Genomic DNA, 13,171 nt, shown 5'->3' with positions numbered 1-13,171 from the left:
CATTGCGGCGTCATTGCTTTGAAAGATGAAAGATAAACATTGAGAACAATTCGGATTGGCTAGAGATATCAAGCTTCTGGTGAATATTCTTGCGATGGATTTTAACCGTCCCCTCGGCGATGTTCAGCGCATCGGCGATAGCCGCGCTCGAATGTCCACGCAGGATCAGCGAGGTGATCTCGATCTCGCGCGGCGTCAGCACGCCGCCTGTCATCCGGTTCAGAGTCGCATTTATCGGATCGACCGGTTCGCCGTCGGTTCCCCTCGAACTGAGGCGAGCGTTGCTCCAGTTCCGTTCGATCAAAAGCCGGATCACCGGTTCGGCATCGTGGATGACCTTGAGGTCGCGCCGTCCGAACGCCGGTGATTCCATCGGGCGGGTGAAACTGATGACGATGGCCGCGCTCCCCGCCGGCCGGCAGACGATGCCGACCTCGTCGCGGATTTTTGTCAGGCCGTAATGCTGGCGGAAATACTCCGAACTGTAGAACTGGTCCGGCGCCATTCTTCTCAGTTGCCTGACCCCGATGGCCTTCGGGTCCGTCGCCGCGCGATAGAAGGGATCGAGCAGATAAGGTCCGTTTGCATAGGCGGTGATCACGGTCGCCGCGCGTACGGGATCGATATTGTGGTAGAGGCAGATCGGCTTTTCCGTGCCGGAATAGGCGAAGATCATCACGATATCGAGGTCGATGACCGCCTTCAGCGCCTCTTCGATACGCTGCGGGAAGTCCGGCGTGCCGACCTCCTGGATCGCAGCGGCGATCTTTCGGTTCCACGGCGCAAAGCCTGCAATCACCACGATCTTGTTGTCCTCTGGCCGGGCTTCTGAGCCTGTTCGAGGCTGCCCGAATTTTCTTCTCGTCTATCCCTATCGGGATATTCAGTTGCGAGAAGGTCAACCCTAGCCTCGGGACGAAAATATCGAGGCGGGCATATATGTCGACAGTCAATGAAGCCGGTGCGGCCTTCGCGTCTGGTGTTGAAAAGCTTGGCGCCAGGGCCGTGCACATCGGCATGATGGACCCGGCAGGCGAATTTCGCGACAAGCTGGTCTCCGTCGACAAGGCAGTCAAGCTGGCCGCCAGGGGCTATCCGTTCTGCGAGGTTCTCTATTTCTGGGATATCGCAGAGAAGACCTTCATCGACGGTGCTTTCATCGACCGGCCGGCATTCCTCGATGCAGCGAGCCTGCGCAAATATCCGTTCGCGGAGGATGCCGCGCTCTGCATCGCCGATTTCTCGGGCGATTTCGGCAAGCGTTCGCCGCGCAATCTTTGCCAAAGGCTGGTAGGGGAGGCCGCTGAACTTGGCTTCGACGTGTTCTCGGCCTTCGAATACGAGTTCTTCCTGTTCGACGAGACGCCAGAGAGCCTGCGTGCCAAGGACTATCGCGACCTCACCTATTTCGCGCAGGGCAACCGCACCTATTCGTTGCAGACATCGGCCATCCATGGCGACCTCCTGCAGGGCCTGCACGATACGATGACGACGATGGGGATCGGCCTCGACGCCATCCACACCGAACTCGGGCCGGGATGCTTCGAAGCACCGCTTACTTATGCCAAGGGCATGAAATCCCCGGACGACGCGGCGCTGTTCAAGAATTTCGCCAAGGCCTATTTCTCCCGTCATGGCCTGACCGCCGGCTTCATGTCGAAGCTTTCGCCGTCGCTGCCTGGCCAGTCCGGTCACCTGCATGTCTCGATGCGCGACCCGCAGGGCAATGCGGTGTTCGCCGATCCTGGCGCGCAAGATGGTATCAGCAGGCTCGGGCGTCATTTCATCGGCGGCCTGGTCAGGCTTATGCCGGAACTGCTGGCCATGTGCGCCCATACCGTCAACGCCTACAAGCGGCTGGTGCCCGGCGCCTGGGCGCCGACCTCGGCCAACTGGGGTGTCCAGAACCGCACGGCGGCGGTGCGCGTCATCAATGACGAGCCCGAATCCACCCGCGTCGAGTTTCGCGTGCCCTCGGCCGACGCCAATCCCTACCTGGCGCTGGCGCTCTGCATCGGCGCCGGCCTTTACGGCATCCGCAACGAGATCGAGCCGCCGGCCGGCAGTGGCGAGAATTTCTATGCCGCGACGCCTTCACCGGAGGCCGTCTTCCCGTCAGATCTCGGCCAGGCGGCGGAGCGGCTCAACGCAAGCACAATCGCCCGCGAGATCTTCGGCGAGGACTTCATCCATAGCTTCGTGACCGGACGACGCTTTGAATATGGCGAGTACCAGAAACAGGTAAGCGAATGGGAGATCAGGCGGTACCTCGGCATCGTCTGATCGGGAATTTTTTGGCTGATAACAAAGGAAGGGAACAGGCAAATGAAAAAGGGAACATCGGGCATCGGGGGCGTCGATCGCCGCGCGATGCTGAAGGGCATGGGCGGCCTCGGGCTGGCGGTCGCGGGCGCCGGCATCCTCGGCATGCCGAGGGGCGCATCCGCCGCCGAAACCCTCAACTACATGTGTTGGGAAGGCTACAACGCGCCGTCTATCCTGGACCCGTTCCAGAAGCAGAAGGACGTCTCCATTTCCGTCGACCTGATCACTGACTCCGCGGGCGGCTTCGCCAAACTCGCCGCCGGTGCGTCGAAGGATTTCGACCTCGTTTCATCAGACAGTCCCTGGATCGCGCGCATGGGGCCGGCGGGCATCTGCCGCTACATTGACGACAAGGATTTCGCCGACCAATACGCCGAATTCTACCCGCAGTTCCGTGCGCCCTTCACGCCGCTGCAATTCGAAGGCAAGGCGACCGGCTTGCCGACCCGCTGGGGCTGGGTCGGACCGACGGTCAACACCAAGTTCGACAAGCTCGAGACCTGGTCGAGCTACGCGCCGGTTTTCGACGCCGCCTACAAGGACAAGATCTGCCTGCTGGACTGGGGCGATTGGCCGATCATGCCGCTGGCCCTTTACGCCGGCGTCAATCCCTATGTCGAACTCGACCAGCCAGCACTCGATGAAGTGCGCAAGGTGCTGCGTGCAGCCTTCAAGAACACCCGCGCCATCGTCGCCGACCTGGCGATCGCCCAGAAAGGCCTGATCGACGGCTCGTTCCGGGCACTGATCGGCGGCGGCACCTACGCCACCTCGTCGCTGCGCATGAAGGGCCACGATTACATCCAGTCGATCGTGCCCGAGCCGAAGAATGGGCTCAAGCAGGGCATCATCTGGATGGAGGCGACGGGCCTGATCGCAAACGACCGCGACTCCAAGGTCGCCGCCGACTTCCTGAAATACATCGTCTCGCCGGAGGTGGCCAAGCAGCTGTCGATCACCGAGGCGACCTGCAATCTCGTTCCGAACGCCAAGACGGAGGCGCTGTTCTCGGACGCCGAGAAGAAGGCGCTGCAGATGGATTATATGTGGACGGCCTGGGACAACAGCCACTTCCACACCGTCGCGCCGAACATCGACGACATGCTGGCGATCTGGCAGGAAGAACTGGCCGCGCGCTGAACGTCACTTATTGAATTGAAGCCCGCGCGTTACGGCGCGCGGGCTCCATGATATTTTCACCCACATTCAGGGCGGGCGAATTTTTGACAACCGCAATCATCAACGCGCCAATCATCAATGCGTCTGGCATCGTCAAGGACTATGGCTCCATGCGAGCCTTGCATGGCGTGTCCCTCGACATCGGCGCGGGCGAATTCATGGCGCTTGTCGGCCCTTCCGGTTGTGGCAAGACCACGCTGCTGAAGATCCTTGCCGGTTTCGAGGACCCGACCGCCGGTGTGCTGGAAATCCAGGGCCGGAACATGCAGGGCGTGCCGGCCGCGAAGCGGCCGACGCGCATGGTCTTCCAGAAGCTGGCGCTGTTTCCGCACAAGACCGTGTCGGACAATATCGGCTTTCCGCTCAAGCTGCAGAAGGTGGCGAAAGCCGAGATGGACCAGCGCATCGCCGCCATGCTCGACCTCATGCATCTTAAGCGAGAGTACCTGACACGCTATCCCGTCCAGCTTTCCGGCGGCGAACAGCAGCGCGTGGCGCTCGCCCGCGCGCTGATCTCGCGCCCGAGCGTGCTTCTGCTCGACGAGCCGATGAGCGCGCTCGACGCCAAGCTGAAGAAATCGCTACAGGCCGAGCTGAAGAAGCTGCACCGCGAACTCGGCACCAGCTTCGTCCTCGTTACCCACGATTTGGAAGAAGCCATGATGCTGGCCGACCGTATCTGCGTCATGCGCGCCGGCGAAGTCGTGCAACTGGGCACGCCGTCGGATATCTACTACCGCCCGGCCAACATGTTCGTCGCCGGCTTCATCGGCGAAACCAACTTCTTGCCGGTGTCCGTCTCGCGCGACGGTGATGGCGCAAAGGTTACTTCGCCGCTCGTCGGCGACAACGCAGCCGTGATCGCTGGGGAGCAGATTTCTCTCTTCCTGGGCAGTGGGGCGACAGCCCTGCTGGTTCGTCCCGAGACCATCCGTTTCGTCACCGGCGCGGCTGAACCCGGCGAATGGGTGCTGAACGGCACCGTCGAGGAGTATTTCATCAAGGGTTCGTCGACGCAGTATCGAGTTCGCGTCCCCGGCCTGGAGAAGGCCGTGGTCATGGATCTCGCCGGCTCGCTCGATCTCCCGGCCAAGGTCTCCGACAGCGTCAGGATCGGCTTTCATCCGACCCGCAGCTTCCTGCTTTCGGAGTGAGCCGTGCGGACCGATAGCAAGCGCTGGGGTGATCCGGTTCTCGTGGCGGCGGTGGCGCCGCTCGCGGTCGTGATGCTGCTGTTCTTCATCATTCCGTTGCTGATGACGGTGGTGCTGTCGTTCCAGACGACGCAATTCTATCGCCTGTCCTGGACCTGGGACCTCAAGGTCTGGACCGAAGTGTTCTCCAAGCCGCATTACTGGACTATCATGGTGCGAACCGTCGCCATGGCGCTGGTGTGCGTGGTCGTCTGCGTGCTCATCGCCTTTCCCGCCGCCTACGCGCTGGCGACGCGGCTCAGGGCCTACAATGCGCAGATCCAGATCCTGATCATCTTCGCCTTCCTGACCGACGCGGTGCTGAAAACCTTCGGCTGGATCCTCGTGCTCGACAAGAGCGGCGTCGCCAACTGGCTGCTGGCGCATCTCGGCCTCGGCCACGAAGCGCTCAATCTCCTGTTCACGCCGACCGGCACGATGATCGGCATGGTCTATGGCCTCGTCGTCTATCCGATGTTCACCATCTATTTGTCGCTGGTACGCATCGACCGAGACCTGGTGCTGGCCGCCTATGATTCCGGCGCATCGCGGCTGCGCGCATTCTTCGAAGTGACGCTGCCGCTTGCCCGTCCCGGGCTCTATTGCGGCGCCGTGCTGGTCTTCGTGCTCAGCCTCGGCGCCTTCCTCGAACCGAAGGTGCTCGGCGGTGGCACCGCGCCACTGGCTTCCGAGCTGATCCGCCAAAGCTTCGAGACGCGGGTCAACTGGCCACTCGGGGCGGCGCTGACGCTGGTGCTGATCGTCATCGGCGCTCTGTCGCTGTCGCTCGCTGCCTTTGTCCTGATGCGTGGATCGGCCAACCACGAAAGGTCTGTCCGATGATCCCGGAACGCCTGAAGGACAGGGTTGTCGACGTTTTCCTCGTCGGCACCATGGCGCTGCTGATCCTGTTCTTCTACGTGCCGATCCTCACGCTGGTGGTGTTTTCCTTCACCAACAGCCGCGTGCTGACCTTCCCGATCGAAGGTTTCTCGCTCGAATGGTATGGCGAACTGTTCCGCAAGCCCGACTTCCTGACGGCGGTCGCGAATTCAGCGATCGTCGCGGTGATCTCGACGATCTTTGCCACGGTGCTCGGCTCGGCCGGCGCGGTGGCGTGGATCCGCTATCGCTTCCGCTTCCAGAACATCTTCCGAGCCGTCAGCTTCCTGCCGTTGCTGTTCCCGCAACTGTTGCTCGGCGTGGTGATGCTGCTGTGGTTCTCGGTGCTCGGCAACTGGCTGGGTTTTTCGACCGGGCTGGCGACGGTGATCATCGGCCACATCGTCTACATCACCCCCTTCGCGCTGGTGATCGTGGCCGTGCAGGTCCATGGCTTCGACGAGACGCTGGAGGACGCCGCACGCGATGCCGGCGCCACCGGCTGGGAGGTGTTTCGCGAAATCACTTTCCCGCTGTTGTGGCCCGGCATTCTTTCAGCCGCGACCTTTGCCTTCCTCCTTTCCTGGGGAAATTTCTACGTTTCCTATTCGCTGGCAGGCACGGCGCGCACGCTGCCGATCTTCGTCTACAGCGGCATCGCCGTCGGCTCCTCGCCGATCTATCCGGCGCTCGCCACGCTCAACTTCATCCCCGCCCTGATCCTGGTTTTCCTGGTCGACTTCCTGCGACGCCGGGCGCTCAAACGACAGAAGCTGGCGACAGCCTGACCTCAAGCCAATTCCCAAGCCAATTCAAGGTAATGATCCCATGACCGCTTTCACCCCGGCCGTCTCCGGCAACTGGAGCTTTCCGACCTCCGTGCGCTTCGGCAACGGCCGGATCGCCGAACTGGCCGGTATCGTTCGCGAACTCGGCGCGAAGCGGCCGCTGGTCGTAACCGATGATGGCCTGAAGGCGCTCTTTCCGGTGCAGCGCACGCTCGAAGTGCTGAAGGGGAGCGGGTTGGATACCTGCTTCTTCCACAACGTCAAGCCGAACCCGACCGGCGGCAATGTCGCCGATGGCGTGGCGGTTCTGAAGCAGGGCCAGCACGATCTCGTCGTCGCCATCGGCGGCGGCAGCGCGCTCGATGCCGCCAAGGCGATCGCGCTGATGGCGACGCAATCCATCCCGATGTGGGATCTCGAGGATATCGGCGACAACTGGAAGCGTGCCGACACGTCCCATCTCGTTCCTGTCATCGCCATACCGACGACCGCCGGCACCGGCTCCGAGCTCGGCCGCGCCTCGGTCATCACCAACGAGACTGAGAAGCGCAAGGTCATCGTCTTCCATCCGCGCATGATGCCGGATGTGGTGCTCATGGACCCGGAGCTGACCACCGGACTGCCCGCCCATATCACGGCGGCCACCGGCATGGACGCGCTCTCGCATGCGCTGGAAGCCTATTGCGCGCCGAGCTATCATCCCATGGCCGAAGGCATTGCGCTCAATGCCTTGCGGCTGATCAAGACCTGGCTTCCGGTCGCCGTGGAGGATGGGCAGAACATAGAAGCCCGTGCGCAGATGCTGATCGCGTCCGGTATGGGCTGCGTGGCCCTGCAGAAGGGCCTTGGCGCGATCCATGCGCTCGCCCATCCGCTCGGAGCCCTCTATGACACCCATCACGGCCTGCTCAACGCTGTGCTGATGCCCTATGTCGTCGAATTCAACGCCCCGGTGGTGAAAGAGAAGCTCAGCCTGCTAGCGCGCTTCCTCGACCTTCCGACGCACGATTCTCGAGCAGTCGTGGACTGGATAATCGAACTGCGGGTCCGATTGCACATCCCCGCCACGTTGCCGGGGATCGGGCTGACCGACATCGACGAGGAACGCGTCGCCACGATGGGCGAGAGCGACCCTTGTGCCGGCGGCAACCCGATCAAGCTCGATCGCGACAAACTGCGGGCCATCCTGCGGGCCGCCATCTCAGGCTAGCCCGCAAGGCACCTGTCGGCAAAGGCAAGTCAGCCGGCCGCCTTCATCCAGTGTTCCATCGTCGTCACCGAGCGGGCGAGCTGTGGTGCCGGATGGATCTTTTCGCGGAATGTGGCGGCCGCACGCCATCCCCAGCGCGGATCGGCAAGGAAGGCGCGCGCCAGCGCCACCATGTCGGCGCGGCCCTCGGCGAGAATTGCCTCGGCCTGCTTGGGATCGTCGATCAGCCCGACCGCGCGGGTCGGGATGCCGGCCCCCTTGCGCACCGCTTCCGCCAGGTGCACCTGATAGCCGGGGCCGGTGGGCAATTTCTGCAGCGGCGAATTGCCGCCGCTGGAGCAGCAGAGATAGGCAACGCCCTCGGCCTTCAGTGCCTTCGCCACCTCGATCGCATCCTCGACTTCGAAGCCGCCATCGACCCAGTCCTTCACCGACAACCGCGCGCCGAGCATCAGCTTCGGAACCGCTTTCTTCACCGCCTTGGCGATTTCGACGACAAGGCGCATCCGGTTTTCCAACGAGCCGCCCCAGCGGTCGGTGCGTTGATTGGACAATGGCGAGAGGAACTGGAAGATCAGGTAGCCATGCGCGGCATGCAGTTCGATGAAGTCGAAGCCGGCGCGTTCGGCCCGCCTTGCGGCTTGAGTGAACCGTTCGATGAGCTGCAGAATCTCTTCCTCATCGAGCGCGCGCGGCACATTCCAACCGGTATCGTAGGCGATGGCCGAGGCCGATACGGTCTGCCACGGATCCTCGTTTGGCTGCAGCGGCCCGCCGCCCTCCCACGGCTTGCGGTTCGAGGCCTTGCGGCCGGCGTGCGCCAGCTGCGTGCCGAACTTCGTGCCCGGAGCGGCCACGCGCCTGGCGGCGTCCAGTGTGCGGCGCGCGGCGGCTTCATTGTCGTCGGAGTAAAGCCCGAGGCAGCCATGCGTGATCCGCCCGCGCCGCTCGACATCGGTCATCTCCACCGTGACCATGCCAGCGCCGGACATGGCCAGGTTCATCCAATGGTAGAGATGCCAGTCGCTGGCGCAGCCGTCCTCGGCGGAATACTGGCACATCGGAGCGACAGCGATACGATTGGGGAAGGCGAGGCCGTCGAGCGTGATTGGCTGGAAAAGCGATGTTGTCATGAAAAGGGGCTCCAGGAGGGGTAAGCAGCTGTCTAGGCAATGGATCGAGGGCGCGCCAGACACGAGACGGTGAAACGTATTTTTGAACCATTCGCCTGCATTGCGCAAATACCGGTTGGCGGCTACGCCTCGACCCCATTGCATGGAGATCATGATGGAAGATCGCATCCGCATCCGTTCGGAAGAAATCCTCTCCGACGACTGGGCTGTCCTGAAGAAGACTGTCCTTGATTACCGCCGACGCGACGGCCAGTGGGAGACGCAGGTCCGACAGACCTATGATCGCGGCGATGGAGCGGTGATCTTGCCATACGACCCTCAGCGCTCAACGGTTCTCCTGGTACGCCAGTTCCGCTATCCCGCCTACGTCACCGGTCATCGCGAACCGCTGATCGAGGCCTGTGCCGGGCTGCTCGATGAAAACGATCCGGAGACCGCCATCCGCAAGGAGGCCGAGGAAGAACTCGGCTACCGGCTGCAACATGTGGAACGGCTGTTCTCGCCTTACATGAGCCCGGGCAGCGTCACCGAGCGGCTCTGGTTCTTCGTCGCGCGCTATTCGCCCGCCGACCGTATCTCGGCCGGCGGCGGCGCACCGGAGGAGGGCGAGGACATCGAGGTTCTGGAAATGCCACTCGACGAGGCGCTGGCCGGCATCGCCGACGGCCGCATCGTCGATGCCAAGACGATTATTTTGATCCAGCATCTGAAGCTGAACCCGATGACGGCTTGACCAGTGTTCTGGCGCCCACAGACGGCCTCACGAGGGACCACAGGGTCGCTCCCGCGAAGCGTATATTAGCAATAAACGATATATTAATGGCTATGATGCAGCCTTTGGCACAGAATGGGACACCTCCTCATCGACGTTCCCAGCGCCTTGGAGCGCCGGGACGCTTGACCAATGCGGAGCAAGTGCATGAGTGTCGGAGCAGCTCTCGAACAATTGCTGCGGTTGATTTATCGCCGAGTCATGAAATTGGCTGTGTTGCCGGAGGATGAAAGGGATCCGCACTACGATCTCATCCGCCTGTCATGTTGCGCGGCCGCCGAACACATTGGGCAGAGTCCTGACCAGGCAGCCATTACGGCAAACGACATGGTCGAGTTTGTTCGCGCACTGGTTGGAATCATTGAGGTGGGCCGTGGACCAGACCATGGCCGAAGCGCCGATCAGCCGTCGCCGATGCAACGTATTGGTGGCCAAGAGAGTGGCACCACGCGCATCTAGCAAACAGGGAAGAAAGTCACCGTAAGGCAGCGGAAACGAAGCGCCTATCGCTTGTGCGGGACGACGTAGCTACCAGGTGATGGCGTCATCACCGAGGCCGCTAGCCACAAAACCCTTACATGGCCAAGCGGTAGGACACCTGTAACGGTCGCATGATTTCATTGTGGTGCGGACGACGGGAATCGAACCCGTACGATCAGAGATCGAGGGATTTTAAGTCCCTTGCGTCTACCAATTCCGCCACGTCCGCAGGCCCGCCCTTTTCAGATGTCAGACACAGGCCGTCAAGTCGTGTTCTTGAGCTGTCTGAATGCGCACCCCAGAGGAGGAGGCATGGCGATACTGGTGTGATCGCGGAATTATCCGCGTCGCGCGCAATGAGTAAGGTGGTTGGGCGGTGGACTTGATCCGCCGAGGCCGGCGTCTACCAGGCCCAACCCATTCCCCCGCCCACTGGGGGCGCCGGCCGCCCCTCTCGTCGAAATTGCTGACTGCGTCACAGGCTTCGCGCGCCAATTGGCGTCGGTAGGGATCAGAACTTGTAGCTGAGATTGATCCCGACGGTGTTCAGCTTCGTATCCTGGTCGCGGCCGACGAAATCGGCGGATCCACCATAGTGCTCGGAGCCGAAATCATAATAGCGATACTGCGCGCCGACGACGAACTTGTCGGTCAGCGCATAGTCGACGCCGGCACCAACGGTCCAGCCGACATTCGTGCGTGTCTGGGAGAAGGCGGAGCCCGAGGCTTGCGAGGTTTCGATACCGGCAAAGGCGATGCCGCCTATGCCGTAGACCAGCACCCTGTCCATGGCGTAGCCGGCCTTGGCGTTGACCGAGCCGAACCATTTGATGTCGGTGCCGAAATTGTTTCCTGGCTCCGCTTCGGTCGTGCCGTCGACGGCGGAATAGTTGAGGTCGGCTTCCGCGCCGATCACCGCCTGGTCGAACTGCCAAAGCCCGGCGACATGCCCGCCGACGAAACCGCCATCGACGTCAGGCGAGACGGAAAACGGCTCGCCTTCCGTCCCTGAGATGTCGGATTGGCCCCAGCCATAGCCTGCCTGCAGGCCGGCGTAGTATCCGGTCCAGTCGAAGCCTGGCGCGGCCATCGGCACGTCGACTGTCGGGTCGGCTGCGAAAGCCGGCATGGACAGGGCGGCAAGAAGACCGGCGCTTGCGACCACTAGGCGATACATCGAACTCCCCGGATGAAGAGCCAGAAAGATCCTTGGCAGGCAGGGTAGACCGATTTACGACAAAACGGAATCCTATTTCTGGTTGCAGCCTGGTGCGGCTCGCCGACCCGCGGTTTGGCGCTGGTCAAAACCAGGTAGGCTTGGCACAGTCGTGCAAACAGGAGTCCCTTCATGGCAAAGAAGCCAGCGGTGCGTGCGACGAAACCCAAGCCCTGGACCGAGATGGCGACGCATCTGGTCGACGTTGCCATGGGTCGCAAGCCCGCCGACCTCGTCATTCGCAACGGCCGCTGGGTGAACGTTCACTCGGGCGAGATCATCGCCGGCACCGACATCGCCATCGCCGGCGGCCGTTTCGCCTATTGTGGGCCGAATGCCAGCCACGCCATCGGCCAGGGCACCAAGGTGGTCGATGCCGGCGGGCGCTATCTGGTTCCCGGCCTCTGCGACGCGCACATGCATGTCGAGAGCGGCATGGTGACGGTGACCGAATTCTGCCGCGCCGTCATCCCGCACGGCACGACGTCGATGTTCATCGATCCGCACGAGATCGCCAATGTGCTCGGCTTGCCCGGCGTGCGGCTGATGCATGACGAGGCGGTGGCGATGCCCATCAACGTGCATGTGCAGATGCCGTCCTGCGTGCCTTCGGCGCCTGGGCTGGAGCACGCCGGCGCCGAGTTGACGGTCGCCGATGTCGCGGAAGCGATGACCTGGGAAAACATTATCGGGCTCGGCGAAGTGATGAATTTTCCGGGCGTCGCCGCCAACGATCCTGTCATGTCGGGCGAGATCGCGGCGACGGTTCATGCGGGCAAGACGGTCGGCGGCCACTACGCCTCGCGCGATCTCGGCCTGCCGTTCCACGGCTATGTCGCCGGCGGCCCCGAGGACGATCACGAAGGCACGCGCGCCGAGGACGCCATTGCCCGCGTGCGCCAGGGCATGAAGGCCATGCTGCGGCTGGGCTCGGCCTGGTACGACGTCGCCTCTCAGATCAAGGCGGTGACGGAGAGCGGCATCGATCCGCGTAACTTCATCCTGTGCACCGACGACAGCCATTCGGGCACGCTGGTGCACGAAGGTCATATGGATCGGGTGGTGCGCCACGCCATCAGCCAAGGGCTGAAGCCGGTGACGGCGATCCAGATGGCGACGATCAACACCGCCCAGCATTTCCGGCTGGAACGCGAGATCGGTTCGATCGCGCCGGGGCGGTTGGGCGACCTGCTGATTGTCTCCGATCTCGCCGCAATGACCATCGACGAGGTCTATGCGCGCGGCGTCAGGCTGGCCAAGGGCGGTAAGCTCGACATCGACATCCCGGCTTACGACTACCCGAAGACGGCGAAGAACACCGTCAAGTTGGGCAAGAAGCTGAAGGCCGGCGATTTCGACATCGCCGCCCCCAAAGGCGCCAACGAGGTGCGAGTGCGGGTTATCGGCGTCATCGAGAACCAGGCGCCGACGCGGGCGCTGGAAGCGGATCTACCGGTCGAGGACGAGTTGGTCGCCATGGATCGCCGCAACGACGTCTGCCAGATCGCACTGGTCGAGCGCCACAAGGGCACGGGCGGCGTCACCAACGCCTTCGTCTCCGGTTTCGGCTATATGAGTGATTGCGCCATGGCCTCGAGCGTGGCGCATGACGCCCATCACATCATCTGCGTCGGCACCAACAAGCGGGACATGGCGCTGGCGGTCAACCGGCTGGGCGAAGTCGGCGGCGGCGTCGTGCTGTTTTCCAAGGGCAAGGAACTGGCGCTGGTCGAAATGCCGATCGCCGGGCTGATGTCGGACGAGCGCGCCGAGATCGTCGCCGCAAAGGCGGAGAAACTGACCGAGGCGATGCGAAAGATGGGCTGTTCCCTGAACAACGCCTACATGCAGCATTCGCTTTTGGCGCTGGTGGTCATTCCCGAGCTCAGGATTTCCGATGTCGGCCTGATCGACGTGACGACGTTCCAGAAAGTCGACCTGTTCGTCTAATGCATGTCGTCCAGAACTGGCTCCGGTTTTGGAACAAAGACAT

General features: G+C 62.4%; 12 protein-coding genes and 1 tRNA gene. 9 read left to right on the top strand and 4 right to left on the bottom strand.

Annotation, left to right across the window (positions count from 1 at the left end; all coding sequences use genetic code 11):
- Nucleotides 1–10 precede the first annotated feature (10 nt).
- Nucleotides 11–676: a helix-turn-helix transcriptional regulator gene (locus tag EB231_RS22285; protein ID WP_172350724.1), complete on the bottom strand. Its 666-nt coding sequence runs from the start codon at nucleotides 674–676 to the stop codon at nucleotides 11–13.
- A 263-nt stretch (nucleotides 677–939) separates the two neighbouring features.
- Here EB231_RS22285 and EB231_RS22280 point away from each other — a divergent pair, with 263 nt between their 5' ends.
- From EB231_RS22280 to EB231_RS22255, 6 genes are all read left to right on the top strand, one after another.
- Nucleotides 940–2,283, top strand: a complete 1,344-nt coding sequence (locus EB231_RS22280) for a glutamine synthetase family protein (RefSeq protein ID WP_172350723.1) — start codon at nucleotides 940–942, stop codon at nucleotides 2,281–2,283.
- Nucleotides 2,284–2,325: 42 nt separating this feature from the next.
- On the top strand, nucleotides 2,326–3,465 hold the full coding sequence (locus tag EB231_RS22275; protein ID WP_172350722.1) for an ABC transporter substrate-binding protein: 1,140 nt from the start codon (nucleotides 2,326–2,328) through the stop codon (nucleotides 3,463–3,465).
- An 83-nt stretch (nucleotides 3,466–3,548) separates the two neighbouring features.
- Nucleotides 3,549–4,658 (top strand): ABC transporter ATP-binding protein, encoded by a 1,110-nt coding sequence (locus EB231_RS22270; protein WP_172350721.1) that lies wholly within the window; start codon nucleotides 3,549–3,551, stop codon nucleotides 4,656–4,658.
- Nucleotides 4,659–4,661: 3 nt separating this feature from the next.
- Nucleotides 4,662–5,540 (top strand): ABC transporter permease, encoded by an 879-nt coding sequence (locus tag EB231_RS22265; protein WP_172350720.1) that lies wholly within the window; start codon nucleotides 4,662–4,664, stop codon nucleotides 5,538–5,540.
- Nucleotides 5,537–6,367 carry an ABC transporter permease gene (locus EB231_RS22260; RefSeq protein WP_172350719.1) on the top strand — a complete coding sequence of 277 codons (831 nt, stop codon included), beginning with the start codon at nucleotides 5,537–5,539 and terminating at the stop codon, nucleotides 6,365–6,367. The genes EB231_RS22265 and EB231_RS22260 overlap by 4 nt, the downstream gene beginning before the upstream one ends.
- A gap of 40 nt (nucleotides 6,368–6,407) precedes the next feature.
- Nucleotides 6,408–7,577: an iron-containing alcohol dehydrogenase gene (locus EB231_RS22255; protein WP_172350718.1), complete on the top strand. Its 1,170-nt coding sequence runs from the start codon at nucleotides 6,408–6,410 to the stop codon at nucleotides 7,575–7,577.
- 29 nt (nucleotides 7,578–7,606) lie between these two features.
- On the opposite strand, the gene EB231_RS22250 is transcribed toward EB231_RS22255, so the two are convergent.
- The gene (locus EB231_RS22250; RefSeq protein ID WP_172350717.1) at nucleotides 7,607–8,710 is read right to left on the bottom strand and encodes an NADH:flavin oxidoreductase/NADH oxidase; all 1,104 of its coding nucleotides are present in this window, start codon (nucleotides 8,708–8,710) and stop codon (nucleotides 7,607–7,609) included.
- Nucleotides 8,711–8,864: 154 nt separating this feature from the next.
- Here EB231_RS22250 and EB231_RS22245 point away from each other — a divergent pair, with 154 nt between their 5' ends.
- Together EB231_RS22245 and EB231_RS22240 are read left to right on the top strand one after the other, a co-directional pair.
- Complete coding sequence (locus EB231_RS22245; protein WP_172350716.1) at nucleotides 8,865–9,443, top strand: NUDIX domain-containing protein; 579 nt, start codon at nucleotides 8,865–8,867, stop codon at nucleotides 9,441–9,443.
- Between the two features lie 186 nt (nucleotides 9,444–9,629).
- Nucleotides 9,630–9,941: a hypothetical protein gene (locus EB231_RS22240; RefSeq protein ID WP_172350715.1), complete on the top strand. Its 312-nt coding sequence runs from the start codon at nucleotides 9,630–9,632 to the stop codon at nucleotides 9,939–9,941.
- 164 nt (nucleotides 9,942–10,105) lie between these two features.
- On the opposite strand, the gene EB231_RS22235 is transcribed toward EB231_RS22240, so the two are convergent.
- Nucleotides 10,106–10,191 (bottom strand) — tRNA-Leu (locus EB231_RS22235).
- A 282-nt stretch (nucleotides 10,192–10,473) separates the two neighbouring features.
- A complete protein-coding gene (locus tag EB231_RS22230) occupies nucleotides 10,474–11,139 on the bottom strand; it encodes an outer membrane protein (protein WP_172350714.1) in 666 nt (221 codons plus the stop codon).
- Nucleotides 11,140–11,310: 171 nt separating this feature from the next.
- Here EB231_RS22230 and ade point away from each other — a divergent pair, with 171 nt between their 5' ends.
- Nucleotides 11,311–13,128 (top strand): adenine deaminase, encoded by a 1,818-nt coding sequence (gene ade / locus EB231_RS22225; protein ID WP_172350713.1) that lies wholly within the window; start codon nucleotides 11,311–11,313, stop codon nucleotides 13,126–13,128.
- Nucleotides 13,129–13,171: the final 43 nt, after the last annotated feature.

The sequence above is a fragment of the Mesorhizobium sp. NZP2298 genome, from assembly GCF_013170825.1.
GTDB lineage: Bacteria > Pseudomonadota > Alphaproteobacteria > Rhizobiales > Rhizobiaceae > Mesorhizobium.
The sequence above is the reverse complement of the archived record's forward strand: the minus strand, read 5'-3'. Positions and strand labels throughout refer to the sequence as shown.

Excerpts from the sequence above, each read along its gene's own strand:
- EB231_RS22260 (WP_172350719.1), top strand. The coding sequence starts at position 5,537 with ATGATCCCGGAACGCCTGAAGGACAGGGTTGTCGACGTTTTCCTCGTC.
- EB231_RS22275 (WP_172350722.1), top strand. The coding sequence starts at position 2,326 with ATGAAAAAGGGAACATCGGGCATCGGGGGCGTCGATCGCCGCGCGATG.
- EB231_RS22280 (WP_172350723.1), top strand. The coding sequence starts at position 940 with ATGTCGACAGTCAATGAAGCCGGTGCGGCCTTCGCGTCTGGTGTTGAA.
- EB231_RS22230 (WP_172350714.1), bottom strand. The coding sequence starts at position 11,139 with ATGTATCGCCTAGTGGTCGCAAGCGCCGGTCTTCTTGCCGCCCTGTCC.
- EB231_RS22255 (WP_172350718.1), top strand. The coding sequence starts at position 6,408 with ATGACCGCTTTCACCCCGGCCGTCTCCGGCAACTGGAGCTTTCCGACC.
- ade (WP_172350713.1), top strand. The coding sequence starts at position 11,311 with ATGGCAAAGAAGCCAGCGGTGCGTGCGACGAAACCCAAGCCCTGGACC.
- EB231_RS22240 (WP_172350715.1), top strand. The coding sequence starts at position 9,630 with ATGAGTGTCGGAGCAGCTCTCGAACAATTGCTGCGGTTGATTTATCGC.
- EB231_RS22250 (WP_172350717.1), bottom strand. The coding sequence starts at position 8,710 with ATGACAACATCGCTTTTCCAGCCAATCACGCTCGACGGCCTCGCCTTC.
- EB231_RS22285 (WP_172350724.1), bottom strand. The coding sequence starts at position 676 with ATGATCTTCGCCTATTCCGGCACGGAAAAGCCGATCTGCCTCTACCAC.
- EB231_RS22245 (WP_172350716.1), top strand. The coding sequence starts at position 8,865 with ATGGAAGATCGCATCCGCATCCGTTCGGAAGAAATCCTCTCCGACGAC.